This is a genomic window from Polaribacter sp. P097, from assembly GCF_036864555.1.
Lineage (GTDB): Bacteria > Bacteroidota > Bacteroidia > Flavobacteriales > Flavobacteriaceae > Polaribacter.
The window spans coordinates 189,312-215,786 of the sequence record NZ_JAZETJ010000001.1 but is presented as its reverse complement, the minus strand read 5'-3'; the positions used below and the strand labels follow the sequence as shown (position 1 = coordinate 215,786).

The window sequence follows — 26,475 nt, the reverse complement described above, 5'->3', positions numbered from 1 at the left end:
TTAATTAAAAAAACGCTCTACTGTACCAATAGCTTCTGGTAAACAAAATACAATTACTTTATCTCCACTTTGAATTTGCATATCTCCAAAAGACATTAAAGCATTACCATCTCTAATAACACCTCCAAAAACGGCTTCTCTAGGAAAGCGTAAATCTCTAATTGGGTGTTTGGTTACTTTTGCATTTGGTCTTACTTCAAATTCAAATACCTCTGCATCTATGTTGTGCAAATTGGCCAACTCTAAAATTTCACCTTTTCTAATGTGCTTAAAAATATTACTGGCAGCAATTAGCTTTTTATTAATTAAGGATTGTATACCAATAGTTTGTGAAATATCAATATAATCCATGTTTTCAACTAAGGCTATGGTTTTCTTAACCCCTTTTGATTTTGCTACCAAGCAAGACATGATGTTGGTTTCAGAATTACCTGTAACCGCAATAAAGGCATCAGTTTCTCTAATATTTTCTTCTTCTAATAATTCTAAATCACGTCCATCACCATTAATGACTAAAGTATCACAAAGGGTTTCTGCAAGCATTTCTGCTTTTTCCCTGTTTTTCTCAATCAACTTTACTTTAAAATTATCTTCGCAAAGGCTTCTGGCAGTTTTTTCTCCAATACTACTTCCACCTAAAATAAGTACATTTTTAATATCAAATTGCTTCTTACCAATAATAGGGTAAAGGTCTTCCATACTGTAATTTGGTACAGAAAAATACACTTGATCATCTATTCTATACGTGGTATCCCCTCTAGGAATAATGGTTTGAGCAACGTTTTCACGTTTAATAGCAATTGTAATAAAATCTACATTCGAAAACTTCTGTTTGGCCTCTTTTACGGTTAAATCTACCAAAGGCGATTTGTAAGAAAGCTCAGTACCCATAACATTAAACAATCCACTTTCAAAAGCAACAGTATCGTTAAATGAAGATTGATTTAACAATAATTTTATTTCATTCGCTGCCAATTCTTGAGGCGATATCATAAAATCTAAACCAAACTTAGAAAAGTCAACCTCGCAATCATTTAAAAATTCAGGATTGTCAATTCTTGCAATAGTTTTTTTAGCGCCTAACGATTTACCAATTACCGAAATTGTAAAATTTGTGTTTTGGCTATCTGTTACAGCAATAAGAAGGTCTGCAGAATCGATACCAATTTCCTTTAATAATTTTATAGAAGTGGCATCACCCTTTTGTGTTATTACATCTAAATGATTATTAATATAGTTTAATTTTTCACCATCAAAGTCGATGATGTAAGTATCTTGAGATTCGTAAGAAAGTAATTTTGCTAAATGAAAACCTACATCTCCAGCACCTGCTATTATAATCTTCATATAAAAAAAATAGAAATCTGGCACAAAGATACAAAAGTCTATAAAGACTTCTTTTAAAAAGAATTTTCTTTTTTAAACCGCAATTTTGGTATTTTTAGAAAAAATTGATTGATGGAAAAGTTAACCATAAAAACCTGGGCTATTGATGATAGACCTCGAGAAAAGTTACTGGCTAAAGGAAAAAGTGCATTGTCTGATGCAGAATTAATAGCCATTTTAATTGGATCTGGAAATAGGCAAGAAAGTGCAGTAGCATTATCTCAACGAATTTTAAAATCGGTAGAAGGTAATATTAATCAGTTAGCAAAGCTTACTGTAGAAAAGCTTTCTACATTTAAAGGTATAGGAGAAGCAAAAGCAATTGCAATAATTACTGCTTTAGAATTAGGTAAAAGAAGGCAATTAGAAACAGCTTTAGAAAAACCAAAAATTACAAGTAGTAAAGCTGTGTTTAATTTGATGCAACCGATAATTGGAGATTTAGAACACGAAGAGTTTTGGGTACTTTTTTTAAATAATTCAAACAAAGTATTGGCCAAAAACCAAATTAGTAAAGGTGGCCTAACTGCAACTGTTGTAGATATAAGGCTGCTTTTTAAACGAGCTATAGAGTTGGCTTCAGTAGGCATGATTGTGTGTCATAATCATCCTTCAGGAAAATTAGAACCTAGCCAAGCAGATAAACAACTCACAGAAAAAGTAAAAAGAGCAGGAGCAACTTTAGATATAAAACTGTTAGATCATCTAATAATTACTGAAAAATGGTATTTTAGCTTTGCAGATGAAGGCATCTTATAAAATGTTTTTGCTAAATTTTAACCATTTACATGATATTAATTTACTCACACAAAGTTACACCAAGAGTTCGCTATATTTTTAAGCATATAGTTACAAGAACCCTTTTGATACCTGTGAGTTTTACTAGTAAGGTAGAAGAGTTTGTAGCACACAATGGACCTAAAATTAGCTACACAAAAACACCCTTAGGTAACGAGTTTTTTATAAAAAGTAATGATTTGCTTTTTGAACAAGGTGTAAATGATTTAGAAATTATAATTAATAAATGGGATGCTGTTCCTTGCTTTTTTGCCACTAACGTAAAGTCATCTGTTCCCTTTGATATTTTTGCAGCTAGTTTTTACCTAATTACACGTTATGAAGAATATTTACCACATGTAAAAGATGTTCATGGTAGATTTACTGCAGAGCAGAGTTTGGCGTTTAAAAAAGGGTTTTTAGAAAAACCCGTTGTTGACATTTGGGCTTTTAAATTTTTAGAAGTCTTAAAAGAAAAGTTTCCAGATTACAAGTACCCTATAAGAAAGTTCAAATTTATTTCTACTGTAGATATAGACAATGCTTTTGCTTATAAAAACAAAAGTTTTGTTAGAAGTGTAGGCGGATTTTTGAATGATATTTTTACGTTTAGAATTTTGAATGTTATTAACAGACTTGCTGTTAATTTGAACTTAAAAGCAGATCCTTACAACACCTTTGATACTATTCTAGCACTAAAGAAAAAGTACAATGTAAACACCATTTTCTTTTTTCTAGTAGGCGATTATACCACTTTTGATACTAATGTTTCTGTTTCTAAAAGCAAATACAGATTGCTTATTAAAGAAATGGTAGATTATGCAAGAGTTGGTTTGCACCCTTCCTATTTTTCAATGCAAAATTCGGCTTTAATCAAAAAAGAAAAAGAACGTTTAGAGAATATTACCAATACTCCTTTAAAAAGTTCTAGACAGCATTATTTACGATTTAGTTTGCCAGAAACCTATCAACTTTTAATAGATTTAGAAATAGAAGAAGATTATTCTATGGGCTATGCTAGCAATGTTGGTTTTAGGGCTGGTACTTGCACACCTTTCTATTTTTACGATTTAGATTTTGAAATTCAAACACCATTAAAAGTGTTCCCTTTTGCATTGATGGATACTACTTTGAATGATTATATGAAACTAACTCCAAAACAATCTTTAGGAAAAATTAGAGATTTAAAGAATGAGGTAAAAGCCGTAAATGGAACATTTATTACGTTATTTCATAATGAGACGTTAAGTGATTATTTGCGTTGGAAAGGTTGGAAGCGTTTGTATGAATCTATGTTAAAAATTGTTACTTCTTAAATGATTACCTACATAGAAAGAGCTGCATTACATGAAGAAAAATACAACAATTGTATTACCAATTCACTACAAAATAAAGTTTATGCTTACTCTTGGTATCTAGATATTGTTGCAGACAATTGGTCTGTTTTGGTTTTAGATGATTATGAAGCTGTAATGCCTATTTGTTGGAGAAAGAAGAACTTTATAAAGTATGTGTACCCACCTTTTTGGTTGTTAGAATTGGGTGTTTTTTCTATAGATAATACTGTTGATGTTGAACAGTTTTATAAACTATTATTTACAAAGTTCAGGTTTGTAGAGAGTAAATTAAATACGGCAAATCCGATAAAAATAGAGGCTTCGTATCTTGTAGAAAAGCAAATTCAAGTGTTGCCTTTAAACTCAAATTACGATACTATTATTAGTGGTTTTAGAAAAGATCGGAAAAAGGATTTAAAGAAAGCTACAAAAGCAGGTTTGAGTGCTAAATGGAATGATGATCCAAAAAAAATAATCCAGTTATTTCGAAATAATGTAGGTAAAAGAACACCTTTTATTACAGATAAAGATTATGATAATCTATCGAAATTAATTACCATTTGCATAGAAAAAGAAGTAGGAGAGGTGTTGTCTATTTATAATGAACACCATCAATTAGTAGCTTCTGGTTTTTTCTTAAAACACAAAAATACCATTACTATATTGGTGTCTTCTACAGATTTTAATTTTAGAAAAAATGGCGAAAATACCTTTCTTATAAATACTGCCATTCAAAAATACCATAATGATTTTGAACTGTTTAATTTTGGAGGCTCATCTATGAAAAGTATTGCCGAGTATTTTTTAAGTTTTGGGGCTAATACATTAAATTATCAAGAAATTAAATACAACCAATTGCCTGCTTTAGTAAAATTATTTAAAAGCTAGTTGTTCAGTTTGTTTTCGCATAAATAGATGTACCATTGAGAAATGATCTCATTATAGTCTTTGTAAACTCTTTTTACAGGTAGTCCGTATTTTTTCATCTGTAAAAGCATTTGTTTTGTAATTGACTCATAATTGTTCCAATCGTGCTTTTTTAAAATACTTTCTTTTAACGTATCAGATAATCTTGGTTTGATTTTATCCTTGATTTTTTGTTTGATTAAATCAGATTTTTTGGGTTGAATTTCATTCTTAAAATTCACATTATAATCATTAAAATAAGCTGTAGTTAAAACATCATCATATAAAATTTTCATTTGTTTATAGGTGATGGGTACATTTTTAAAAAATGCTAATAACTCCATATCCCAATAAGGAAATCTAAATTCAAAATCAAAAAACAAATAATAACTAGCTGAATTGAAGATGTATTTAGCAAGTCTTTCTCTAAAATTATAGTCTTCAAAAACCGTACTTGCAATTTTTGATTGATAATCTTGGTCTACCTTATTTAAACTAGAATTGATTTCGTGTTTTAACTCAATTTTTTCTTGTTCGGAAAGATGCGTATTATTCAATTTAAGATTTAGTATAGCATCTGCAATAGTATGACTCTTTATGTTCTTTGGAATTTTATTGTACTCAGTTCCACCTAAAAAATCACCTGCAAATCCAGGTATAAAAACTGAGTTTTTTGGTATTTTAAGTTCTTCTTTTAAATATTTTATGGCAAAATATTCCTGCAAATAGGGCATAGAAGAGTGTTTGCCTGCAAAATGCGCATAACTTAAGAACTCTTTAGTTTCAAGATAATTTGAAATTAATGCTGGAGTATATTCTATAAAATACCAAGGATAGCCTAGGGCTTCAGCAGTTTTCTTGGAGTTTTCAATTTCAAAATTTTCTTTTCTACCATAGGTAAAGCAAATTACATTTTTGTAATTGTGTTTTTTTAGTAGTGCAGCAATCAACCTAGAGTCATAACCACCACTTAAAGGAAGCAGAACTGTTTTGTTTTGCAAAGATTTTATCAATCTAATAAAAGCTTTTTCAAAAATAACGATTGCTTCATCTTTTAAGTCTGTATAAGATGCTTTGCTTTCAGTTTTAATAGCGTAAGAAAATAAAACAACTTTTTCTACTAACCTTTGATTTTTAAAACGCAGGTAAGTGCTTGGTTCTAATTGAAAAACGGAATCTAAAAGAGTTTTGTTTGAGTGCGTATGATTAGAGGCTTTAAATTCTAATTTAGCTATTTCATCAAACGTATTGATTTTGAACTTGTTTTTTAGTATTAAAATATCATCACTAATAGATAAACTATCATTTTGAATGGTATAAAATAAAGGGAAAGCTCTAGTATTATCACAAACAATTTCTACACTATTTTCACTTGAAATAATAATGGTAAAAACCCCATTTAAGTTTTTTAAAATCGATTTACTATTTTCATTAGGTAGTAGGTTGGTTAAAAATGCAAGCGCATTTTCTTTTTCATAAAAAACATCATCACAATAAAAATATCCTTTTAAGGCAATAGTACTATTGCAAAACCATTGAAAACCATGGTTAAATTTTAAAGTGATATTTTTATTGGTAAGCACTATTTTTTTCTTTAGATGTTTGAAGCAGATATATAAATATAAGGATATTAAAAATCATACCTACCATAGAAAATAAAGCGAGCGCTATTATAATGTCATTGTAAAAATAGTAGCCACAAAATAAGGCAAGGAATCTAAAAATAAGCAAGGCTATATCTAATACAACCATAGTTTTTTGCTTATTCAAAATGAGTATTAACGAATTTAAAGGATTGCTGAAAAAAGCAAAAAATAACCAAGGAATTAGAATTCGAGCATATAACCCAACATCTGTCCAACCTTCACCAAACAAAAATTCTAAGTAATAAGATAAGATGAATAAAGGCGTAAAAATAAGTAAACTAATGATTAATAAATGCTTTGCTGTTTTTAGAACTAAGGCATACAGGCTACCTTGATCATTATACAATTTTGTAGCTTTATTAAAAAATACTTGATTCACAGATTGTTGCACAACTCCTATTGGTGCCCTCATAAATTTTACAGCCAAGCCATAAATACCAGAACTTGCCAAGCCAAAATACTTTGTTATTAATAATACTGGCAACTCATTAGAAAGATTGTTGGTAAGGTTAATAATAGAGTTGAAAATAGGAATGTCTTTATATTTCTTTGCTAGAAATAGCATTCTATTTAAACTGACATCTTTACAAAAAGGTTGCAATTTGTTGTAAGTTAATTGAAGCAAATAAAAAATTTGCAATACATAGCCTATTAGCATCCCAGGAATTAAACCTATGGAGTTATAAGAAGAAAACCCTGTTGCAATTTGAGTAGCACTCATGCTAGAAGACTTTAAAAACAAGCCTTTAGAAATGGCTTTAAAATTATCGTTTCTATTATTCCAATAATCAAAATTAGCAATTAAGCCAAATAAGAAAACATTTAAAGGCAGTAGATAAATAAAATTAGAAAGTACTGTGATATTGAAAAAATCTAATATTTCTGTTTTAAAAAGACTTACAATAAGCAGTAATAAAAGGCAATAGAGTATTAGGATTAAAGTTGAAAAGGCAAATAGGTTTATAGCATCTTTATCTTTTTTAGGTAATACTATAGCAAACTCAAATTGCAAGGTGGCTAACGGTTTTAAAATAATTGTAGCAGATGAAAATAGTATATAAATACCAAAAAGTTCTGCAGAGAATAATCTTGTAAGTAATAAAATAGATGCATAAACTACTACTTGACTTAAAGCAGAACCTGTAATTAATGTCAAAACATTTTTTACAAACTCTTTTTTTAAAAAAGAAAATAGTTGCATATTACTTACCTAAATAGTGTATTCAAATATAAAGGAAAATGGCAAAGATAGAGCACGTATTTTTTGATTTAGATCACACACTTTGGGATTTTGAGAAAAATTCTGATTTGGCTTTTCAAAAAGTATTTGAAAAACAGAAAATAGAAATTGATTTACATAAGTTTTTAGAAGTTTATAAACCTTTAAATTTAGAATTTTGGAGGCTATATAGAGAAGAAAAAATTACAAAGAGCGAACTTAGATATAGCCGATTAAAAAATACTTTTGACGCCATTAATTTCGAAATTTCGGATGATTTAATAGATACTATTGCTATAGAGTACATTGATTTTCTTCCACATTTTAATCACTTATTTCAAGGAACTTTTGAAATTTTAGATTATTTAAAAGATAAATACAACCTGCACATCATAACAAATGGGTTTGAAGAAATTCAGGCTAAGAAGATGCAGTCTTCTAAAATCTTAGATTATTTTGATGTTATTGTAACCTCAGAATCTGTTGGAGTTAAGAAACCAAATCCGAGGGTTTTTGAATTTGCTCTAGATAAAGCAAAAGCAAATGCCAACAATTCAATTATGATTGGTGATAGTATTGAGGCCGATATTTATGGAGCAATAAACTCTGGTATTAAAGCAATTCATTGTAATTTTGAAAATGATGTAATAGACAATACAGATTTTGAAAGCATTACAGCACTTCACGAATTAAAGCAATATCTGTAATCAGAATTACGTTAAAAACTAAACTCATTTTATGAAAAGTGTACTTCAATTAAGTGTCATTTGCTGTTTATTATTATTTAATTCCTGCTATGAAGAGTTGGATTTCGATCAAATTAATGATTATGTCTACAAGCCAGTAGTTACTTCTTCTCTTACTTTTTTCTCTGTAGTACCAGGTCAATTTTTTAATGATTTGGGTGTTCAAGAAACAAGTGTAACATCAGTTTCTGACTTTAGAGTATTTGAAGATTCTTTTGTTAATGAAGATATTGTAAGAATCGATTTTAGTACGTTAATTAAAAATGAATTTGATAGAGAGGTAACTATTGATGTATCCTTTTTAGATGATAACAATACAGTACTATATCAATTTGCTTCCATAGTAATTCCTGCTGAAGATTTAGAAAACACGTATACAGAAGAGGTTTTTGTTAGCGCAAATCCTGCCATTATAAATACTACTAAGGTAAGAATTAGAGCAGAGCTAGAAGATACAGGTGCAAGTATGAACCCAAATGATACTAGTGAGTTTGAATTAAAATCATCAGTAACGCTTTATATAGAATCAGAAATTTAAGATGAGAAAAATTTTTAACCTGATACTGTGTTTAGTGCTTTTTCAAATTTCGGCACAGAACAAACAAATTCTGTATAATTTTGCTGAATTGCCACAAACCTTATTGTTAAATCCTGCTTCAGAAGTAAATTATAAATTTCATGTGGGTTTACCTTTATTGTCTGGAGTTTCCTCAGATTTTGGATCAAAAGGAGTTGTACTTTCGGATATTTTTGCCAATGATAATCGCTCTATAAATGATAAGATTGCAGAGGCCATTCAAAATTTATCGTATCGAGATTTTACAAAGATAAATACCCAGATAGAAATTCTAAGTGGAGGTTTTCGTTTTAAAGACGATTATTATATCAGCTTTGGATTTTATCAAGAGTTAGATGCTATTGGGTATTATCCTAAAGATGCATTAGACTTTATAAGTGAAGGAAATGCACCTCATATCAATAGAGCATTTAGTGCAGCAGGCATTAGATACAAAGCAGATTTTTTAGGCGTTTTGCATGCAGGTATTTCTAAAAAAGTAAATGAGAATTTAACCATAGGAGGTAGGTTTAAAATTTATTCATCTGCGTTAAATGCAGAGTCAAATAACAATACTGGCTTATTTACAACAACTGGTGGTACTAATAATATTTATACACACTATTTAACAGATGTAAATTTAAAATTTAGAACCTCTGGTTTAATTGAAAACAACGAATACATTACAGATGCAAGTACTTATTTAAAAAACACCTTTTTTGGTAGTAATATCGGTATTGGTTTCGATGTTGGTTTAACATATAGAATAACTCCTCAATTAGAGTTTTCAGGTAGTATTTTAGATTTGGGTTTTATCAATCATAAAACGAATACTAAAAATACGAGTGTAACAGGTAATTTTGTTTTTGAAGGTGTTGCACTAGAGTTTAATAATGATGATAATTTTGAAAATTGGAATGAAATAGATCAACGTTTTCAAGATGAAATTCCGGTTACAGATGATTTTGAATCTTATATTTCATGGAGGCCAACAAAATTAAATTTGGCCTTAAAATATAGTTTTGGAGATTACAGAAGTAAAGTATGTTATGATAATACCTATAAAAACTTTTATACAGATGCAATAGGCGTTCAATTGTATAATGTATTTAGGCCTTTAAGTTCGCAATTGGCCTTAACTGGCTTTTACGAAAAAGCAATTACGAACAAAATTCATACTAAAGTAACCTATACTATAGATGATTTTTCATATACAAATATTGGTGCAGGTTTATCTTTACAATTGGGTAGTTTTAATATTTATGGTTTGGCAGACAATTTATTAGAATATGGTGATTTATCGTCTACAAATAGTGCCTCTTTTCAATTAGGTTTCAATTTTTTATTTAATTAATATGTTTAGAAAAATACTTTTAATACTTGTATTATGTTTTGCAGGTTTATCATATGGTCAATCTGTAAGTTTAGAGAAGTACCAATACATTATTGTACCCAATCAATTTGATTTTGTAAATTCAGTAGATGCTTATCAAACTAGTTCATTAACTAAGTTCTTATTGCAAAAGAAAGGCTTTCCTGTTTTCTTGAGCAATGAAAACATTCCTGATGCTTTGTCAAAAAATAAATGTGCAGCTTTAATTGTTTCTGTAAAAGACGATTCTTCAATGCTCCAAACTAAAAATTATTTAGAAGCAAAAGATTGTTTTGGTAAAGTAATTTATACTTCTAAAATTGGTAAAAGTAAATTTAAAGATTACAAGAAAGCATATCATGCAAGCATAAGAGAAGCAGTAAAAAGTATGACAAACTTTAGGTATAGTTATGTAGATGTAAATAGCATCAAAGCAAAAGATAAAGAAGTTGTGGCTGCAGTAATATCTGATGATGTTTATGAGAAAGTTTTAAAAGAAGTAAAACAAAATAAGCAACTTAAAGAAGGTAAAATAGAAGAGAACACTATAAAATTGAACAATAATACTCTTTTATATGCGCAGGAAATTCCTGAAGGATTTCAACTGGTAAATGCAACGCCTAAAATTGTGTATACTTTATTAAAAACGAACAATGACTCAATATTTATTCTAAAAAATTTAAAAGGAATTGTTTACAAAAAAGGGGATAAGTGGCAGCTAGAGTATTACATATACAATAGATTAATTCAAGAAGAATTACGCATTAAATTTTAGTAATTGTATTTCTTTTTCCATCGCTTTTTAAGAATTTCATTAAACTGATTTTCTCTTGCGTTATTTCCTGGTTCATATAATTTAGTACCTGCTATTTCTTCTGGTAAAAATTCTTGTTCTGCAAAATTATCAGGAAAATCATGAGCATATTTATAACTCTTTCCATAATCTAAATCTCTCATTAACTTTGTTGGAGCGTTTCTTAAATGCAGAGGAACAGATAAATCACCAGTTTGTTTTACCAAACTCTGTGCTTTATTAATAGCTAGGTATGAAGCATTGCTTTTGGCAGAATTAGCTAAATAAACCACACATTGGCTCAGTATTATTCTACTTTCTGGATTACCAATTACAGCAACTGCTTGAAACGTATTGTTAGCCAAAATTAATGCGGTTGGATTTGCATTACCAATGTCTTCAGAAGCAAGAATCAATAATCTTCTCGCAATAAATTTTACATCTTCACCACCTTCAATCATTCTAGCTAAATAATAAACTGCAGCATTTGGATCACTACCTCTTATAGATTTTATAAAAGCTGAAATAATGTCATAATGTTGTTCTCCAGTTTTATCATATCTGGTGGTGTTCTGCTGAATTTTATCTAAAACATAATCGTTGGTGATTTCTACATGATCTTCTGTTGAGACTAAAAGCTCAAAAATGTTTAATAATTTTCGAGCATCTCCTCCAGAAACACGCAATAAGGCATCAGTTTCCGTGAGTTTTATAGTTTTACCAGCAAGAATATCATCTTTTTGAATTGCGCGTTCTAAAAGTGCTATTAAATCGTTTTTATCAAATGAATTTAAAATATAAACTTGACATCTAGATAAAAGTGCAGGTATTACTTCAAAACTTGGGTTTTCTGTAGTTGCACCTATAAGTGTTACCCAACCTTTTTCTACAGCACCAAGTAATGAGTCTTGCTGCGATTTGCTAAACCTATGAATTTCATCGATAAATAATATTGGGTTTTTGGCCGTAAATAAACCACCACTTTTTTTTGCTTTTTCAATAACTTCTCTAACATCTTTTACTCCAGAACTTATTGCACTTAGCGTGTAAAATGGTCTGTTAGACTCTGTAGCAATAATGTTCGCTAAGGTAGTTTTTCCAATTCCTGGTGGTCCCCAAAGAATTAAAGAAGGTATAATTCCCTGCTTAATCAAATTTGTCAAAACTCCTTTAGGTCCAACTAAATGCTGCTGACTTATATAGTCTTCTAAAGTTTTGGGTCTAATTCTTTCTGCCAAAGGTTCATTCATAGTACAAAAATACAAAGATTTCTGACAGAATTTGTCAATTTAGGCTTTGGTTAGGTTTTTGTATATTTTGGTACATGCAAGATGATGGATTACAAAATAAAACGTCACCATTTTTAGTGCCTTCCTTATTTATCGTAATAATTTGGGGTATTTATATTGTGGAAATAAAGTATGGTTTTAATCTAAATAAATACGGTGTTTTTCCAAGAACACTTAAAGGATTAAGAGGTATATTATTTACTCATTTTTTACATAGCAATACAAGTCATTTATTTAATAATTCAATTCCTTTATTTGTATTATTGAGTAGTCTGTTTTATTTCTACAGAAATATTGCTTTCAAAATTTTACTTATTGGAGGATTGTTAACAGGATTTACAACTTGGGCTATAGCAAGAGATTCTTATCATATTGGAGCAAGTGGTATTGTATACCTGGTTTTTAGTTTTGTGTTTTTTAGTGGAATAATCAGAAAGCACTATAGATTAGTGGCGCTATCTTTAATAGTGATTTTCCTTTATGGTAGTATGATTTGGTATGTGTTTCCCATTAAAGACGGTATGTCTTGGGAAGGTCATTTATCAGGATTTGTTGTGGGATTAATCCTAGCTTTTATTTATCGTAAAAACGGATTGGTTAAAAAAGAATACGAATTCAGTAAAACAGATTTCGATCTTCTGTTTGATGAGCAAGGAAATTTGATTCAACCTGAGTACCCAGAAGAAAGTGACGCAACTATGAAAGAATAGATCTTTGTCTAACAGTTTCATAAAGAAAAACACCACAAGCTACAGAAACATTTAATGATTCAATGTTTCCTAATAAAGGTAACTTTGCTTTATAATCAACCATTTTTAGAACAGACGGATTTACTCCTCTATGTTCAGAGCCCATAATAATAGCTATAGGTTGATTAAAATTGACATCGTAAATTGAGCTATCTGTCTTTTCAGTAGCAGCCACTGTTTTTATATTTGAGGCTTGAAGTATAAACAACGCGTCTTTAATATGGTCCACTTTACAAATTGGCATTTTGAATGCTGCTCCAGCTGATGTTTTTATAGTTTCTGCATTAACAGGTGCACTTCCATTTTTTTGAATGATAATACCATTTACTCCTGAACATTCTGCAGTTCTAATGATGGCACCAAAATTCCTTACATCAGATAATTGATCTAAAATTAAAAAGAAAGGTACTTTATCTGCTTCTAAAGTATCATCCAATAGTGTTTCTAAATCATAAAAATCTATTGGTGAAATTTGTGCAACTGCACCTTGATGATTACTGTTTTTAGATAGTCTATTTAATTTTTCTACTGGTACAGTACTTGTAGCAATTTTAGAATCTTTAATTAATTTGTCTAGTTCATAATACAAACTACCCCTTAAGCCTTTTTGTAGATAAATTTTGTTGATAGTAGATCCGCTTTCTATTGCCTCAATGATTGCTCTTAATCCGAAAATGTTTGTAGTTTCTTTCAATGTATTTTATTTAAATAAAAAAATCGTAATCAGATTGATTACGATTTTTAAAATATTGTAATTTTTTATTTAGTTTACAACAAATGTACTAGATGTACCACCACCATAAGCACCATTAGTAGCAAATACTTGCACTCCGTTTACAGTGATTTCAAATGCACCAGCTCCATCTCCATATTGATCGAAGATATCAACTCTATAGTTACCATTTGCTAAACAAGCAGCATCTCTTTGAGTACCACTTAAGCCAGCATATCCTCCATAAGCAGGACTAGCTGCGTTAGCCATAACTGTTGCTCCAGTATCTGTATTTACAATTCTCCAGTAAACTTCTTCTGGATATGCATCTAAAGTTACAGCAACTTTAGCTTTACCTTGTCCTGAAGGACAACCTTTAGCTACGTTTAAAGAAATTCCATCACCAACGATAATATCTCCGCCAGCAACCATGTCTATATTTAATGTTTTATCTACAATAATGTCTAGATCATTTTCATTAAAAGTAATGTCTAATACTGCCTCATTCGAGTTTGCAGGAATAGTAATTGAAGTAGGCATTGTATAAGATGCAGCTGAAATAGTTCCAGAAGTAGTTAAATCGATTGTTCTGTCTGCTCCAGTAATGTTTGCAGAAAATACGCTAATTGATTTTGTTAAACTCTCTCCAGGAGTTACAGTTACATCGCTAGAGAAGTAAGTTTCGAAAGAAGCATATGGAGTTCCAGGTGCTTCAACGTCTTCTTCACAACCTGTGAATAATGCAATGCTTAAAAATAGTAATGTGTAAAGTTTTATTTGTTTCATTTTTTTGGCGTTTAAAATGAGAATAGGAGACTTTTACATCTCCTATTCAATTAAATAATTAAATATTAGTTGTTCTGAGTAGAGATAAAAGGATTAAATTGAATCTCTCCTTCAGGAATTTCGAAAGTCATTCTCTCGTCATTGTAAGGAATTGAAGCACCTACAAAAGATAAGTGATTAGAACCTCTAGTAACAGTTGCTTTATTACGCTTCATAGCTAAGTAACTTTTACCTTCTCCCCATAGTTCTATTCTAGTTTGTAAGTAAATTTCATTCTTTAAACCTTGACCTGATAAACCATCTATGTAAGATGCATCTGGAACTCTTTGGCTAACTAAAGCTTTTAATTCAGTTCTAGCTTGAGCATCGTTTCCAGAGAAAGCAGCATATTCTGCAGCTAATAAGTGCATTTCAGCAACTCTCATGTAAACATAATCATCTTGTACAATTCTAGTTACACCATAACGTGTTCTAGCTGCATTGTAAAATTTGTTTAATGGCATTAAGTGAGTATAAGCTCCTGGGTTATCTACATACTGATCTTTTCTGAAGTCATTTGCTGGAATTGCATCAAATAAATCTTGATCCATTGATTTAGCATCTCCAAATGCAGGGTAACTGTATGCGAAGTAATCCATTTGACCCCACCAAGAAACTAATCCAAGACCAATTTCATCGTTTAAGTCAACACCCCACATCCATCCTGGAGTATTTACATTGTTAAAACCACCTGTAATTTCAGAAGAACTCATTAAAGAATATCCGCTGATAGCAGCTTTAGCCATGTTATATGCTTTCGCATAGTCTGTTCCTCTAGCACCTAATACATAAGCATAAATACCTTGAGCAACTGACTTGTTGATCTCAGTTTTGTTAGATCTTGTAAAACCGTCTAATAAAGAGATAGCTTCAGTCAAATCTTGCTCCATTAAGTCATAGATTTCAGAAGCAGCTACTTTAGGACCATTTAAGTCTGTAGCACTTCTGTAGATAGGTAGAATTTCTTCTGCACCATCATACTCTTTTTGATAGAACTGTGTTAAATAAAAGTAAGAATGAGCACGTAAAGCTTTTGCTTGACCCATAATTGCTTTATTTGCAGCACTCTCTGGAGTAATATCTGTACCTCCTAAACCATCAATTACTTCGTTACAACCTCTTACAATTCTGTAGTAGTATCTCCAAACTTGTCTGTTGTCTCCAAATGTAAAATCTTGTGGTGCTTGGTACTCAGTAATAGATGCTCTATACCATCCATAAGTACTTGTACTTAAAGCCATGTCACTTGATAACATATCACTAAAGATATCATAAGACTTGTGACCAAAGTCATCATGCCCTGATGTACCTCCTGAACCGAAGGTAAATGTTAATGAATATACACCACCCATTAATGCCCCTGTAACCTCAGGGTCAATCGTAGATGCCTGCTCTAACTGAGCAGAGGTTAAAGAAGCTGACCCTTCAAGGGCTGGCTTCTCTAGAAAATCGTCTCCACAACTTACTGTTGATATCGCTAATGCAGAGAGTAATCCGAATTTAATTAATTTATTCATGTTTTTTTAAATTTAAATTTTATTATTAAAATTTCACTCTAACACCTAATGTCATTGTACTCATTGGTGCATATAATCTTCGTCCTGAATTTCCTGACTCACTTGTGTTTGGTAAGAAACCTTGACGTGCAGTAGCATTAAATAAGTTATCTGCTGAGAACCAAATGTTCACTGTTTGTACAGATATTTTATCTAAATATTGTTTTGGTATGTTATATCCGATATTAACGTTGTTTAATGCAATGAAATCTGTTGATGTAATAAATCTAGTTGAAGTAGAAGTACCATTTACAATCGCGTTATCTGTTAATGCAGGTACATCAGTGATGTCTCCTGGATTTTGCCATCTGTTAGCGATATCTTTGTGGTAGTTGTTACCTACTGCTCCAAAACGATCAGACATTAATTCTGCGTATTGAGCATCGTAAGCGTATCCTCCTAAACTATATGTAAACTGAGTACCAAAGTTGAAGTTACCAACTTTACCAGATAAACGGAAAGCACCTCTTACATCTGCAATTGCTGATTTATCTGCGTATACATCAGATGCATCAGAATAAGTTTTAGTTACGGTTTTCTGGATATTAGCACCAGGAACTTTAATTTGGTATTCTACAATAGAACCAGTGTTGTTAACTACTGCAGGATCTGTAGGAACCCAAGAACCACTAGAGTATGAAGATGGTTCACCAGCATCTAAAACACCATTGTTATTCACATCATCATAATACTGGTACCACATTGGAGCACCATCAGCAGGATCTACACCAGCCCATTCTCTCATATAGAAGTCAAAAATAGATCTTCCTTCTGATCTTGCATAAAATCCACTTGGAGTCAATAATTGAGGCTCACCTGTTGCAGGATCTAATGGCATAGTAAGTATTTCATTAGTTACAATTTCACCATTTACAGATAAATCTAATGTAAAGTCTTTACTATCTACTAAGTGTCCAGTAACATCAAATTCTAAACCTTTGTTCACTAATTCACCATCATTTACAGTAATAGAAGAGATACCTTGAGATGGCCCTACAAAACGGTTAAAGATTAAGTTATCAGTTAATTTGTTATAGTAATCTAAGTTTACATCTAAATACTTTCCAAAACTCATTTCAGCACCAACTTGGAATTGATTAGTAGTTTCCCAAGTTAAATCTGGGTTACCATTTGCTCCAGGAGCTAATGAAATACTACCACCTAAGTTACCACCGTTAAACGTGTTATATCCTGAGAAGAATCCAACACCAGCTTGATCTCCAGTAATACCGTAAGAAGCTTTTAATTTTAAGTAGCTAATAAAGCTGTCTTGTAAGAAATCTTCATTACTAGCAATCCAAGAGGCACCAACAGAACCAAATGTTCCCCATTTGTCATTTACGAATCTTGAAGAACCATCTGCTCTTACAGAAGCAGAGAAGTAATATTTCTGATCGAAGTTATAGTTAAACTGACTAAAGTAAGATTCAATTGTAAATCCACTTGTAGAACCAGAAGGTAAACCTAAACTTGATTGAAAGTTATCTAAATCGAATAAGAATGGGCTAATTTGTAATCCTTTAGAAGCAGAAGCAAAATTTTGCTCAAAGTCATTACTTTCATGTGCTACTAAAGCATCGAAAGAATGGTTACCCCAAGAATTGTTATACTTAACAATCTGTAAAATGTTTTGTGTTAAACTAGAGAAGTCATTAATAGTAATGTCTCCACTTGTTGCTTGACCTCCACCATAAAATTTATTAGTGTAGTCTCTATTCTTTTGTGTTGCATACTGCACACCATATCTTATCTCTGCCGATAAGTTTTCTGTGAATTTGAATGTAGCTGAGAAGTTACCATTCATTTCATGACGATCAGTTCCGTTAAAGTCATACTTAGCAGAACCAATTGGGTTTAATCCATTCGCATTTGGTCTATCTCTTAATCCTGATAAAGAACCATAATCATATTGGAAACCTCCATAAAATAAATCTGGTACTAATTGTGCATTATCGTCTCTTAAGAAAACTGGGAAGATAGGTGCCATTTTATCAGCAAATTCGAATACGTTTTCAGAACCAGCAATTTGACCGTTAGCAATATTCTCTGAATATGCATAACCAATGTTGCTGTTTAATTTTAACCAAGGCTTAACATCACTAGTTAAGTTTAAACGAGTTGTGTATCTTTTATAACCTGTGTTAATAGAATAACCATTATCATCTAAGTAACCGAAAGAAGCAAAATATCTAGTATCTTGATTACCACCACCCATTCTTAAGTTAGTTTCAGTTCTAATCGCTGAATCAAATGCAACATCTGCATATCTTAATGGAGTATATTTTCTAGTAACTCCTGGACGAACTGTACCAGTTGTTGGGTCTATTAAATCTGCTCCACTAGTTACATTCCACATGTTGTATCCTGGTGCAACATAGTTGTTTGTAAATAAGTTTGCGTTAGCGAATGCTACTGGATCTGGGTTACCAGTTACAACACCTCTGTTTTTAATACCTTCCCAAACGTAACCAATGTACTCTTCTGGGTCAGTTACTACGTCATATCTTGGAATTAACTGGTCGTTAACACCTGTTTTCACATCAATTTCGATGTAAGAGTTAGAAGCACTACCACCTTTAGTTGTAATTAATACAACACCGTTTGCACCTCTAGAACCATAAATTGCAGTTGCAGTTGCATCCTTTAAGATAGTTGTACTAGCAATATCACTTGGGTTAATAGAGTTGATACTACCAGAAAAAGGTACACCATCTACTACATATAATGGAGCTCTGTTACCATTTACAGATCCATAACCTCTAATTCTAATTGCACCAACAGTACCTGGCTGACCAGAACTATTAATTACAGTAACCCCTGCAACCTCACCTGTTAAAGCTTGAGAAACGTTAGAGAAGTTTTTTACCTCTAATTGTTCTTGCTTTACTACAGCCGCTGTTCCAACGAATGCCTGTTTTGTTGAAGTACCATAACCTACAACAACAATCTCATCTAAAACATTTGCATCTTCTGCTAACTTTACGTTAATAACGTTAGAAGATCCAACTGTTCTTTCACTTGCTTTGTACCCTAAGTATCTAAATACTAAAACATCTCCAGTTTTAGCTTGAATAGAATACTTACCGTCAAAATCAGTTTCTGTACCTTTAGTACTTCCTTTAATTATAACACTAACTCCTGGTAGACTTCCTGATTCATCAGAAACCGTACCTGAAATAGTCTTTTCTTGTGCAAAGGATATTTGCACGACAAACGCTAGTAATAGCGTTAAAATTCCATTAAACTTTGTCTTCATTGTATAATTATTTGAATTAATTAATGCCAAAAGTCTTAAATAAAACTTAAAAAAACAATTTTTTAACAATAATTTCTTTAAAATAATTTCATTATCTCACTAATAGACGAAAAGTATTCAATATCCTTTCAGACAAAGTATGGATTAATATTTTAACAGTCTTTTTTTAAGATGAATTAAGGTATGTAAGCCGTTGAAAAACAGAGTTTAAGAGGTTGTCTTTATTGGGTTAGTTGGAAAGGTTTTTTTATAGGTTATTGTTGGTAAGTGTGTTTGTTAAGTTAATTTTGTAGGTGCCTATTGGAGGGAATTTTTGTTTGGAACAGAAAATTTAACACATTGTTAAAAATAATTTATCCAACTTATCAAAAATTTTGTGTTTTCAACGTCGAATTTCTTTGAGTTGAATTTTCCTGCAGCCAGTGCTAAATTAATGGTGTATTTATCGTTCCCAAATAAGTATCCAAGACCTAAGCTCAATAAGGAGTTGTTTTTGTTGTCTTGAACATAGCCTCCTAGATCTGTGATACTATAAAGATAAGACTGTGTACTTGTTTTTAAACGATATTCTACATTAAAATAGGTGTATTGTTCTGCAAATATACTTTGCTCGTTGAAACCTCTTATGGAATTTGCTCCTCCTATTCTATATAATTCGTTAATTAAATAGTTTTTAGATTCTAAGATTCCAATTTCATTTCTTAGATAAATGTTATTCCTACTATTTAGTTCTAATAAATAAGAACTTATACTTTTTATTTGATATTGCTGTTTGGTTTCCGAATTGCTTTTTCGCTGTCCAGCTCCGAATGAAAGATTGAGGTTGAACTTGTTTGACTTAATATATTCATTTTGGTCATTTTTATATTCATAGCTTAAACCAATAAAATAGTTGCGAAAATCTAAAATGTCATTATTTTCTGTTTCTAGGTTTTCAGAATTTTCGAAACTGAAGAAAGTAGATATCTTGTTTTTGTAATTGATGTTGTAAAATAAATTTGTTTTAAATGCTACGTTTGTAAATGAGCTATCCTGTCTATAGAGTGAAAAATTGAGTTCAGGTGTAATTTTACTTTTAAAAATGTAAGGTATTTTGGTTGAAAGTTCAAACTCTTGCCTTTCTTCTCCAATTCTGTTCCAAAATAATTTGAATTGCTCTCCAGAATTGAGAATATTATTTAGTTCTAAGTTTATATTCCCATTGAGCAGAAAATCTCCATTTTCTTTTGTAGCAAAATTTACAAGCGCATCTAAACTGTTGTTTTGTTTCTTCTTTATATATAAATAAAGTTTTGTTGAGTCTTCTGTGAATAAAACTTCAGGTTCCTTTATTTCTTGAATAAAGTTTAGTTTGTTGAGTAAGTTTGATGATTTTTCTACAACATCTTCATTGAAAATAATCCCTTTTTTAATCTTAAGGTACTTGCTAATGTAGTTTTTAGAGAAATTGTCATAACCTTTAATTTCAATAGCATCAATTGTTCTTTTCTTAGATTCATTAATTATAAGTGATGCATAAATGTTTTGATTTATAATTGTTATGTTTTGTAATTGAATCGTTGAGAAAGATTTACCTTCCTGATCTAGTTTTTTAGAAATTGTTGCCAAGAGATCTTGAAGTTTGTCAACTGCTATTACTAGTTCATTATTGTTAAGGCTCTTTTTTTCGAAAAGGTGCGAGTACTTTGAATCTATTTTTAATGTAACAGTTGTTATTTTCTTTTTTAAGGAGAAATATACAGTTGCTTTACGCTCTTTATAATTTATACTATCTATGGTATTTAAAAAGTAGCCTTTGTTTTTTAAATATTCAGAAACCTTTAAAGCTTCCTTTTTTACGGAAGTTGAATCTTGGTGCTTGGTTTGATAGTTTAGTTTAGAAAGTATTTCATTTTCTAACTTGTTTACAGAACGCATTGTAAGTTCAACCTTTTGACCATAAATATTATTTAAGTTTAAAAGATTGATTAGGAATAGAAAAAGAATAAAACTTTTTTTTTGCTTCATTATTAAGAGGATACTTTTCAAAAGTAATTGTTTTGATGAAAAACAGGTCGAAAAAATCATTTTTAAAAAATAACTTGCTGATATTTGAATAATTAGAAATTAATCGTACATTTGCGGACTCTTAAAAAAGAGCAGAGTTTAATTATAAACGAAAAACAGTAATAATTTAGTATGCCAACTATTCAACAATTAGTTCGTAAAGGAAGAACCAAAATAACTAAGAAGAGTAAATCGGCTGCTTTGCAGGGAAGTCCTCAAAGACGTGGAGTTTGTACACGTGTTTACACTACAACACCAAAGAAACCTAATTCAGCAATGCGTAAAGTTGCCAGAGTTAGATTAACAAATGGTAATGAGATAAACGCATACATTCCAGGTGAGGGTCATAACTTACAAGAGCACTCGATAGTATTAGTTAGAGGTGGAAGGGTAAAAGATTTACCAGGTGTTAAATATCACGTGGTACGTGGAGCATTAGATACAGCAGGTGTTGAGGGTAGAACCCAACGTAGATCTAAGTATGGTGCAAAACGCCCAAAAAAGTAAAAATAGTAACTTTTTTAATGTAAAACATGAGAAAAAGAGCAGCAAAAAAAAGAGTCTTATTACCAGATCCAAAATTTAATGATCAGTTAGTAACACGTTTTGTGAATAACTTAATGTGGAGTGGTAAGAAGTCAGTAGCATTCAAAGTATTTTATGATGCGTTAGATATCGTAGAAGAAAGAAAAGGAGAAGGTGAAGAAAAATCAGCTTTAGAGATTTGGAAAGATGGTTTATCTAATGTAATGCCTCACGTAGAAGTTCGTTCAAGACGAGTTGGTGGTGCAACATTTCAAATACCAATGCAAATTAGACCAGACAGAAAAGTGTCTATGGCAATTAAATGGATGATTTTATATACTCGTAAGAGAAATGAAAAAACCATGGCACAGCGTTTAGCAGCTGAAATTTTAGCTGCGGCTAAAGAAGAAGGTGCTGCTGTTAAGAAAAGAGTAGATACTCATAAAATGGCAGAAGCAAATAAAGCATTCTCACACTTTAGATTTTAATAGAAATGGCTAGAAATTTAAAATATACAAGAAATATTGGTATTGCAGCACATATTGATGCTGGTAAGACAACAACTACAGAGCGTGTATTGTATTACACAGGAGTTTCTCATAAAATTGGAGAGGTTCATGATGGTGCAGCTACAATGGACTGGATGGAGCAAGAGCAAGAAAGAGGTATTACAATTACTTCTGCTGCAACTACTTGTACTTGGCAGTTTCCATTAGAGAACGCGCAACCAACACCAGAAACTAAAGGATATCACTTTAATATTATTGATACTCCTGGGCACGTAGATTTTACTGTTGAAGTAAATAGATCTTTACGTGTATTAGATGGTTTGGTTTTTTTGTTTTCTGCTGTTGATGGTGTAGAGCCGCAATCAGAAACAAACTGGAGATTGGCTGATAACTATAAAGTACCGAGAATTGGATTCGTTAACAAAATGGATCGTCAAGGTTCTGACTTTTTAGGAGTTTGTCAGCAAGTAAAAGATATGTTAAAATCTAATGCTGTACCAATCGTTTTAAATATTGGTGAAGAGGATGGTTTTAAAGGAATTATCGATTTAGTGAAGAATCGTGCTATTGTATGGCATGATCAAACACAAGGGGCAACTTTTGATGTAATTGAAATTCCAGAAGATTTAAAAGAAGAAGCAAGAAAATATAGAGCTTTATTAATAGAAGAAGTAGCAAGTTACGATGAGAACTTACTAGAAAAATTCATGGAAGATGAAGATTCTATTACTGAAGAAGAAGTACATGCTGCTTTAAGAGCTGCTGTTATGGATATGGCTATCATACCTATGATTTGTGGTTCTGCATTTAAAAATAAAGGTGTTCAGTTCTTATTAGATGCTGTATGTCGTTATTTACCTTCTCCTATTGATAAGGAAGGTATTGTGGGTGTTAACCCAGATACAGACGAAGAAGAATTACGTAAGCCAGATGTTAAGGAGCCATTCGCTGCTTTAGCATTTAAAATTGCAACAGATCCTTTTGTAGGTCGTTTAGCATTTTTTAGAGCTTATTCAGGTCGTTTAGATGCGGGTTCTTATGTTTTAAATAACAGATCAAATAAAAAAGAGCGTATATCACGTATCTATCAAATGCATGCGAACAAGCAAAATGCAATTGATTTTATTGAGGCTGGAGATATTGGTGCTGCTGTAGGTTTTAAATCAATTAAAACTGGTGATACTTTATCGGACGAAAAACATCCAATTGTTTTAGAATCTATGGATTTTCCAGATCCAGTAATTGGTATCGCTGTTGAGCCAAAAACAAAAGCTGACGTTGATAAGTTAGGTATTGGTTTAGGTAAATTAGCAGAAGAAGATCCTACATTCACAGTTAGAACAGATGAAGCTTCAGGTCAGACTATTATTTCTGGTATGGGTGAATTACACTTAGATGTAATTGTAGATCGTTTAAAGCGTGAATTTAAAGTAGAAGTTAACCAAGGGCAACCTCAGGTTGAGTATAAAGAAGCTATTACTGCATCTGCAGATCATAGAGAAGTTTATAAGAAACAGTCTGGTGGTCGTGGTAAATTTGCAGACATCGTGTTTACTATGGAGCCTGCAGATGAAGGTGTTCAAGGTTTACAGTTTGAATCTATAATTAAGGGTGGTAACGTTCCTAAAGAATTTGTACCTTCTGTAGAGAAAGGATTCAAAGAAGCAATGAGAAACGGACCTTTAGCTGGTTATGAGATGGATTCTATGAAGGTTACTTTAAAGGATGGATCTTTCCACGCAGTGGATTCTGATCAATTGTCTTTTGAGTTGGCTGCAAAATTAGGTTTTAAAGCCGCTGCTAAAGCTGCTAAAGCTAAGATCATGGAGCCTTTAATGAAGTTAGAAGTTTTAACTCCAGAAGAAAACATGGGAGATATCGTTGGTGACTTAAACAGAAGAAGAGGTCAAGTAAACGATATGTCAGACAGAGCTGGAGCTAAAGTTGTAAAAGCTATAGTTCCATTATCAGAAATGTTTGGTTATGTTACTGCCTTAAGAACAATGTCTTCTGGTAGAGCAACATCAACAATGGAATTTTCTCACTATGCAGAAACTCCTTCTAATATTTCAGAAGAAGTAATTGCTGCTGCTAAAGGTTAATCTACTAAAACAAATAAGATGAGTCAAAAAATTAGAATAAAATTAAAGTCTTACGATTATAATTTAGTAGATAAATCTGCTGAAAAGATTGTAAAGACAGTTAAAAGTACTGGAGCCATTGTTAATGGTCCAATACCTTTACCAACACACAAAAAGATTTTTACTGTTTTACGTTCTCCACACGTAAATAAAAAATCTAGAGAGCAATTTCAATTAGCTGCTTACAAAAGATTATTAGACATTTATAGTTCTTCTTCGAAAACTATTGATGCTTTAATGAAGCTTGAGTTACCAAGTGGTGTTGAAGTTGAAATTAAGGTATAAGTATTACTAAAAAAACTTTTGATTTAATGATTTTGTTAAATCAAAAGTTTTTTATACTTTTGCAACCCGAAATAGAGTAGGGTAAAGTTTTGCATTTGTGATAAATAAATCAAAACTACATGTCCAGAGCGTTTCGCGAAGGAAAAACGGAAAAACAAAATCAGCGTTGAATTTGTTTTGACGCTTTTTTTTTTAGAGAAATGTAAAAGGACTAGATTAGAAACATTTGTTTCAAACAATTAATAGAAATAGACGCGCTGGAAAATAATCTATCGTCTTAAAATTTAAAATTAATGTCTGGGTTAATAGGTAGAAAAATTGGAATGACCAGCTTATTTGATGAAAATGGGAAGAATATTCCTTGTACAGTAATCGAAGCAGGTCCTTGCGTTGTTACCCAAGTCAGAACCGAAGAGGTTGACGGCTACAATGCGTTGCAACTTGGTTTCGATGACAAAAAAGCAAAGAGTTCTAACAAAGCGTTAGATGGTCACTTTAAAAAAGCTGGCACAACTGCTAAGAAAAAAGTTGTTGAATTTCAAGGGTTTGAAGAAGAGTATAAATTAGGAGATGCTATTACTGTAGAGCATTTTACTGAGGGAGAATTTGTTGATGTTTCAGGTACTTCTAAAGGTAAAGGTTTTCAGGGTGTTGTTAAGCGTCATGGTTTTGGTGGTGTAGGTCAAGCTACTCACGGTCAACATAACCGTTTAAGAGCTCCTGGTTCTATTGGTGCTGCATCTTATCCTGCAAGAGTATTCAAAGGGATGCGCATGGCAGGAAGAATGGGAGGAGAGAAAGTGAAAGTACAAAACTTAAGAGTGTTAAAAGTAGTTGCTGAAAAGAACTTACTTGTTGTTAAAGGAGCTGTTCCTGGACATAAAAACGCTTTTGTAACTATTCAGAAATAATGAAAGTAGCAGTTTTAGATATTACAGGTAAAGATACAGGTAGAAAGGTTGAGCTTTCTAAAGATGTATTTGGTATAGAGCCTAACGATCATGCAATTTATTTAGATGTTAAACAGTATTTGGCAAATCAACGTCAAGGTACTCATAAGTCTAAAGAAAGAGCTGAAATAGTGGGTTCAACAAGAAAGATTAAAAAACAAAAAGGAACTGGTACTGCAAGAGCAGGATCTATCAAGTCTGGTGTTTTTAGAGGTGGTGGACGTATGTTCGGACCAAGACCTAGAAATTATTCTTTCAAGTTAAATAAAAATTTAAAGCGTTTGGCTAGAAAGTCTGCTTTAAGTATTCAAGCAAATGATAAGAATTTAGTAGTTGTTGAAGATTTTAACTTTGACACTCCAAAGACAAAAAACTTCGTAGATGTTTTAAAGTCTTTAGAGTTAGATGCTAAAAAATCATTATTTGTTTTAGATGGTGAAAATGCAAATGTTTATTTGTCTTCACGTAATTTAAAAAATTCTAAAGTTATTAAAGCTTCAGAAATTAATACTTATGGTGTTTTAAATGCTAATAAGATAGTAATAACAGAAGGTTCTTTAGAAGGAATTAATTCAAATTTAAGCAAATAGGGAAATGAGTATTTTAATTAAACCTATTATCACGGAAAAAGCAACAAACGATAGTGAATTATTTAATCGTTATGCATTTGTTGTAGATAAAAACGCTAACAAATTAGAAATTAAAAGTGCAGTTGAGTCTGCATATGGAGTTTCTATTTCAAGTGTAAAAACTTTAAATTATCCAATTCAGAGAAATACTAAGTATACTAAGAAAGGTTTAGTAACTGGAATTAAAAGTGGGTATAAGAAAGCTATTGTACAGTTAGCAGAAGGAGAAAGTATTGATTTTTATAACAATCTTTAAGAAAAGACA

24 protein-coding genes are annotated in these 26,475 nt (G+C 31.4%); 15 read left to right on the top strand and 9 right to left on the bottom strand.

The window, feature by feature from the left end:
* Nucleotides 1–1,347, bottom strand: a complete 1,347-nt coding sequence (trkA, locus tag V7R38_RS01085) for a Trk system potassium transporter TrkA (RefSeq protein ID WP_015482199.1) — start codon at nucleotides 1,345–1,347, stop codon at nucleotides 1–3.
* Between the two features lie 111 nt (nucleotides 1,348–1,458).
* On the opposite strand from trkA, the gene radC reads away from it, so the two are divergent.
* From radC to V7R38_RS01070, 3 genes are read left to right on the top strand one after another with little or no spacing between them, the layout of a single operon-like run.
* Nucleotides 1,459–2,145: a RadC family protein gene (gene radC, locus V7R38_RS01080; RefSeq protein WP_334055679.1), complete on the top strand. Its 687-nt coding sequence runs from the start codon at nucleotides 1,459–1,461 to the stop codon at nucleotides 2,143–2,145.
* A gap of 29 nt (nucleotides 2,146–2,174) precedes the next feature.
* On the top strand, nucleotides 2,175–3,479 hold the full coding sequence (locus V7R38_RS01075) for a polysaccharide deacetylase family protein (protein ID WP_334055678.1): 1,305 nt from the start codon (nucleotides 2,175–2,177) through the stop codon (nucleotides 3,477–3,479).
* Nucleotides 3,480–4,388 (top strand): hypothetical protein, encoded by a 909-nt coding sequence (locus tag V7R38_RS01070; protein ID WP_334055677.1) that lies wholly within the window; start codon nucleotides 3,480–3,482, stop codon nucleotides 4,386–4,388.
* Here the strand turns inward: V7R38_RS01070 and V7R38_RS01065 are convergent.
* The gene (locus tag V7R38_RS01065; protein ID WP_334055676.1) at nucleotides 4,385–5,989 is read right to left on the bottom strand and encodes an asparagine synthase-related protein; all 1,605 of its coding nucleotides are present in this window, start codon (nucleotides 5,987–5,989) and stop codon (nucleotides 4,385–4,387) included. The genes V7R38_RS01070 and V7R38_RS01065 overlap by 4 nt on opposite strands.
* Nucleotides 5,976–7,208 carry a lipopolysaccharide biosynthesis protein gene (locus V7R38_RS01060; protein ID WP_334055675.1) on the bottom strand — a complete coding sequence of 411 codons (1,233 nt, stop codon included), beginning with the start codon at nucleotides 7,206–7,208 and terminating at the stop codon, nucleotides 5,976–5,978. Before V7R38_RS01060 ends, V7R38_RS01065 begins: the two co-directional genes overlap by 14 nt.
* Before the next feature lie 83 nt (nucleotides 7,209–7,291).
* On the opposite strand from V7R38_RS01060, the gene V7R38_RS01055 reads away from it, so the two are divergent.
* The 4 genes from V7R38_RS01055 to V7R38_RS01040 are packed head-to-tail and all read left to right on the top strand — an operon-like array spanning nucleotide 7,292 to nucleotide 10,720.
* The gene (locus tag V7R38_RS01055) at nucleotides 7,292–7,978 is read left to right on the top strand and encodes a YjjG family noncanonical pyrimidine nucleotidase (protein ID WP_015482205.1); all 687 of its coding nucleotides are present in this window, start codon (nucleotides 7,292–7,294) and stop codon (nucleotides 7,976–7,978) included.
* Nucleotides 7,979–8,009: 31 nt separating this feature from the next.
* Nucleotides 8,010–8,555: a hypothetical protein gene (locus V7R38_RS01050; RefSeq protein ID WP_334055674.1), complete on the top strand. Its 546-nt coding sequence runs from the start codon at nucleotides 8,010–8,012 to the stop codon at nucleotides 8,553–8,555.
* Between the two features lies 1 nt (nucleotide 8,556).
* Nucleotides 8,557–9,927 carry a DUF5723 family protein gene (locus V7R38_RS01045; RefSeq protein WP_334055673.1) on the top strand — a complete coding sequence of 457 codons (1,371 nt, stop codon included), beginning with the start codon at nucleotides 8,557–8,559 and terminating at the stop codon, nucleotides 9,925–9,927.
* A 1-nt stretch (nucleotide 9,928) separates the two neighbouring features.
* On the top strand, nucleotides 9,929–10,720 hold the full coding sequence (locus tag V7R38_RS01040) for a hypothetical protein (RefSeq protein WP_334055672.1): 792 nt from the start codon (nucleotides 9,929–9,931) through the stop codon (nucleotides 10,718–10,720).
* Here the strand turns inward: V7R38_RS01040 and V7R38_RS01035 are convergent.
* Entirely contained in the window at nucleotides 10,717–11,988 is a 1,272-nt protein-coding gene (locus V7R38_RS01035; protein ID WP_334055671.1) for a replication-associated recombination protein A, read from the bottom strand. The two genes, V7R38_RS01040 and V7R38_RS01035, sit on opposite strands and share 4 nt — an antisense overlap.
* A 74-nt stretch (nucleotides 11,989–12,062) precedes the next feature.
* Here V7R38_RS01035 and V7R38_RS01030 point away from each other — a divergent pair, with 74 nt between their 5' ends.
* On the top strand, nucleotides 12,063–12,737 hold the full coding sequence (locus tag V7R38_RS01030) for a rhomboid family intramembrane serine protease (RefSeq protein WP_334055670.1): 675 nt from the start codon (nucleotides 12,063–12,065) through the stop codon (nucleotides 12,735–12,737).
* Here V7R38_RS01030 and rlmB read toward each other — a convergent pair.
* From rlmB to V7R38_RS01005, 5 genes are all read right to left on the bottom strand, one after another.
* The gene (rlmB, locus tag V7R38_RS01025) at nucleotides 12,724–13,470 is read right to left on the bottom strand and encodes a 23S rRNA (guanosine(2251)-2'-O)-methyltransferase RlmB (protein ID WP_334055669.1); all 747 of its coding nucleotides are present in this window, start codon (nucleotides 13,468–13,470) and stop codon (nucleotides 12,724–12,726) included. The genes V7R38_RS01030 and rlmB overlap by 14 nt on opposite strands.
* Before the next feature lie 69 nt (nucleotides 13,471–13,539).
* Nucleotides 13,540–14,274, bottom strand: coding sequence for a hypothetical protein (locus tag V7R38_RS01020; protein WP_334055668.1), 735 nt, complete (start codon nucleotides 14,272–14,274; stop codon nucleotides 13,540–13,542).
* A 65-nt stretch (nucleotides 14,275–14,339) separates the two neighbouring features.
* The gene (locus tag V7R38_RS01015) at nucleotides 14,340–15,830 is read right to left on the bottom strand and encodes a RagB/SusD family nutrient uptake outer membrane protein (protein ID WP_334055667.1); all 1,491 of its coding nucleotides are present in this window, start codon (nucleotides 15,828–15,830) and stop codon (nucleotides 14,340–14,342) included.
* Between the two features lie 25 nt (nucleotides 15,831–15,855).
* Nucleotides 15,856–19,125, bottom strand: coding sequence for a SusC/RagA family TonB-linked outer membrane protein (locus tag V7R38_RS01010; protein ID WP_334055666.1), 3,270 nt, complete (start codon nucleotides 19,123–19,125; stop codon nucleotides 15,856–15,858).
* Nucleotides 19,126–19,467: 342 nt separating this feature from the next.
* On the bottom strand, nucleotides 19,468–21,132 hold the full coding sequence (locus tag V7R38_RS01005; RefSeq protein ID WP_334055665.1) for a POTRA domain-containing protein: 1,665 nt from the start codon (nucleotides 21,130–21,132) through the stop codon (nucleotides 19,468–19,470).
* 171 nt (nucleotides 21,133–21,303) lie between these two features.
* Here V7R38_RS01005 and rpsL point away from each other — a divergent pair, with 171 nt between their 5' ends.
* From rpsL to rplW, 7 genes are all read left to right on the top strand, one after another.
* Entirely contained in the window at nucleotides 21,304–21,678 is a 375-nt protein-coding gene (gene rpsL / locus V7R38_RS01000; protein ID WP_015482216.1) for a 30S ribosomal protein S12, read from the top strand.
* Nucleotides 21,679–21,704: 26 nt separating this feature from the next.
* The gene (gene rpsG / locus V7R38_RS00995) at nucleotides 21,705–22,184 is read left to right on the top strand and encodes a 30S ribosomal protein S7 (RefSeq protein WP_015482217.1); all 480 of its coding nucleotides are present in this window, start codon (nucleotides 21,705–21,707) and stop codon (nucleotides 22,182–22,184) included.
* A 5-nt stretch (nucleotides 22,185–22,189) separates the two neighbouring features.
* Complete coding sequence (gene fusA / locus V7R38_RS00990) at nucleotides 22,190–24,307, top strand: elongation factor G (protein WP_334055664.1); 2,118 nt, start codon at nucleotides 22,190–22,192, stop codon at nucleotides 24,305–24,307.
* An 18-nt stretch (nucleotides 24,308–24,325) separates the two neighbouring features.
* Nucleotides 24,326–24,631 carry a 30S ribosomal protein S10 gene (gene rpsJ / locus V7R38_RS00985; protein ID WP_015482219.1) on the top strand — a complete coding sequence of 102 codons (306 nt, stop codon included), beginning with the start codon at nucleotides 24,326–24,328 and terminating at the stop codon, nucleotides 24,629–24,631.
* A gap of 293 nt (nucleotides 24,632–24,924) precedes the next feature.
* On the top strand, nucleotides 24,925–25,542 hold the full coding sequence (gene rplC, locus V7R38_RS00980; RefSeq protein ID WP_015482220.1) for a 50S ribosomal protein L3: 618 nt from the start codon (nucleotides 24,925–24,927) through the stop codon (nucleotides 25,540–25,542).
* Nucleotides 25,542–26,171, top strand: a complete 630-nt coding sequence (gene rplD / locus V7R38_RS00975; RefSeq protein WP_015482221.1) for a 50S ribosomal protein L4 — start codon at nucleotides 25,542–25,544, stop codon at nucleotides 26,169–26,171. The genes rplC and rplD overlap by 1 nt, the downstream gene beginning before the upstream one ends.
* Nucleotides 26,172–26,175: 4 nt before the next feature.
* Nucleotides 26,176–26,466 (top strand): 50S ribosomal protein L23, encoded by a 291-nt coding sequence (rplW, locus tag V7R38_RS00970; RefSeq protein ID WP_015482222.1) that lies wholly within the window; start codon nucleotides 26,176–26,178, stop codon nucleotides 26,464–26,466.
* Nucleotides 26,467–26,475 lie beyond the last annotated feature (9 nt).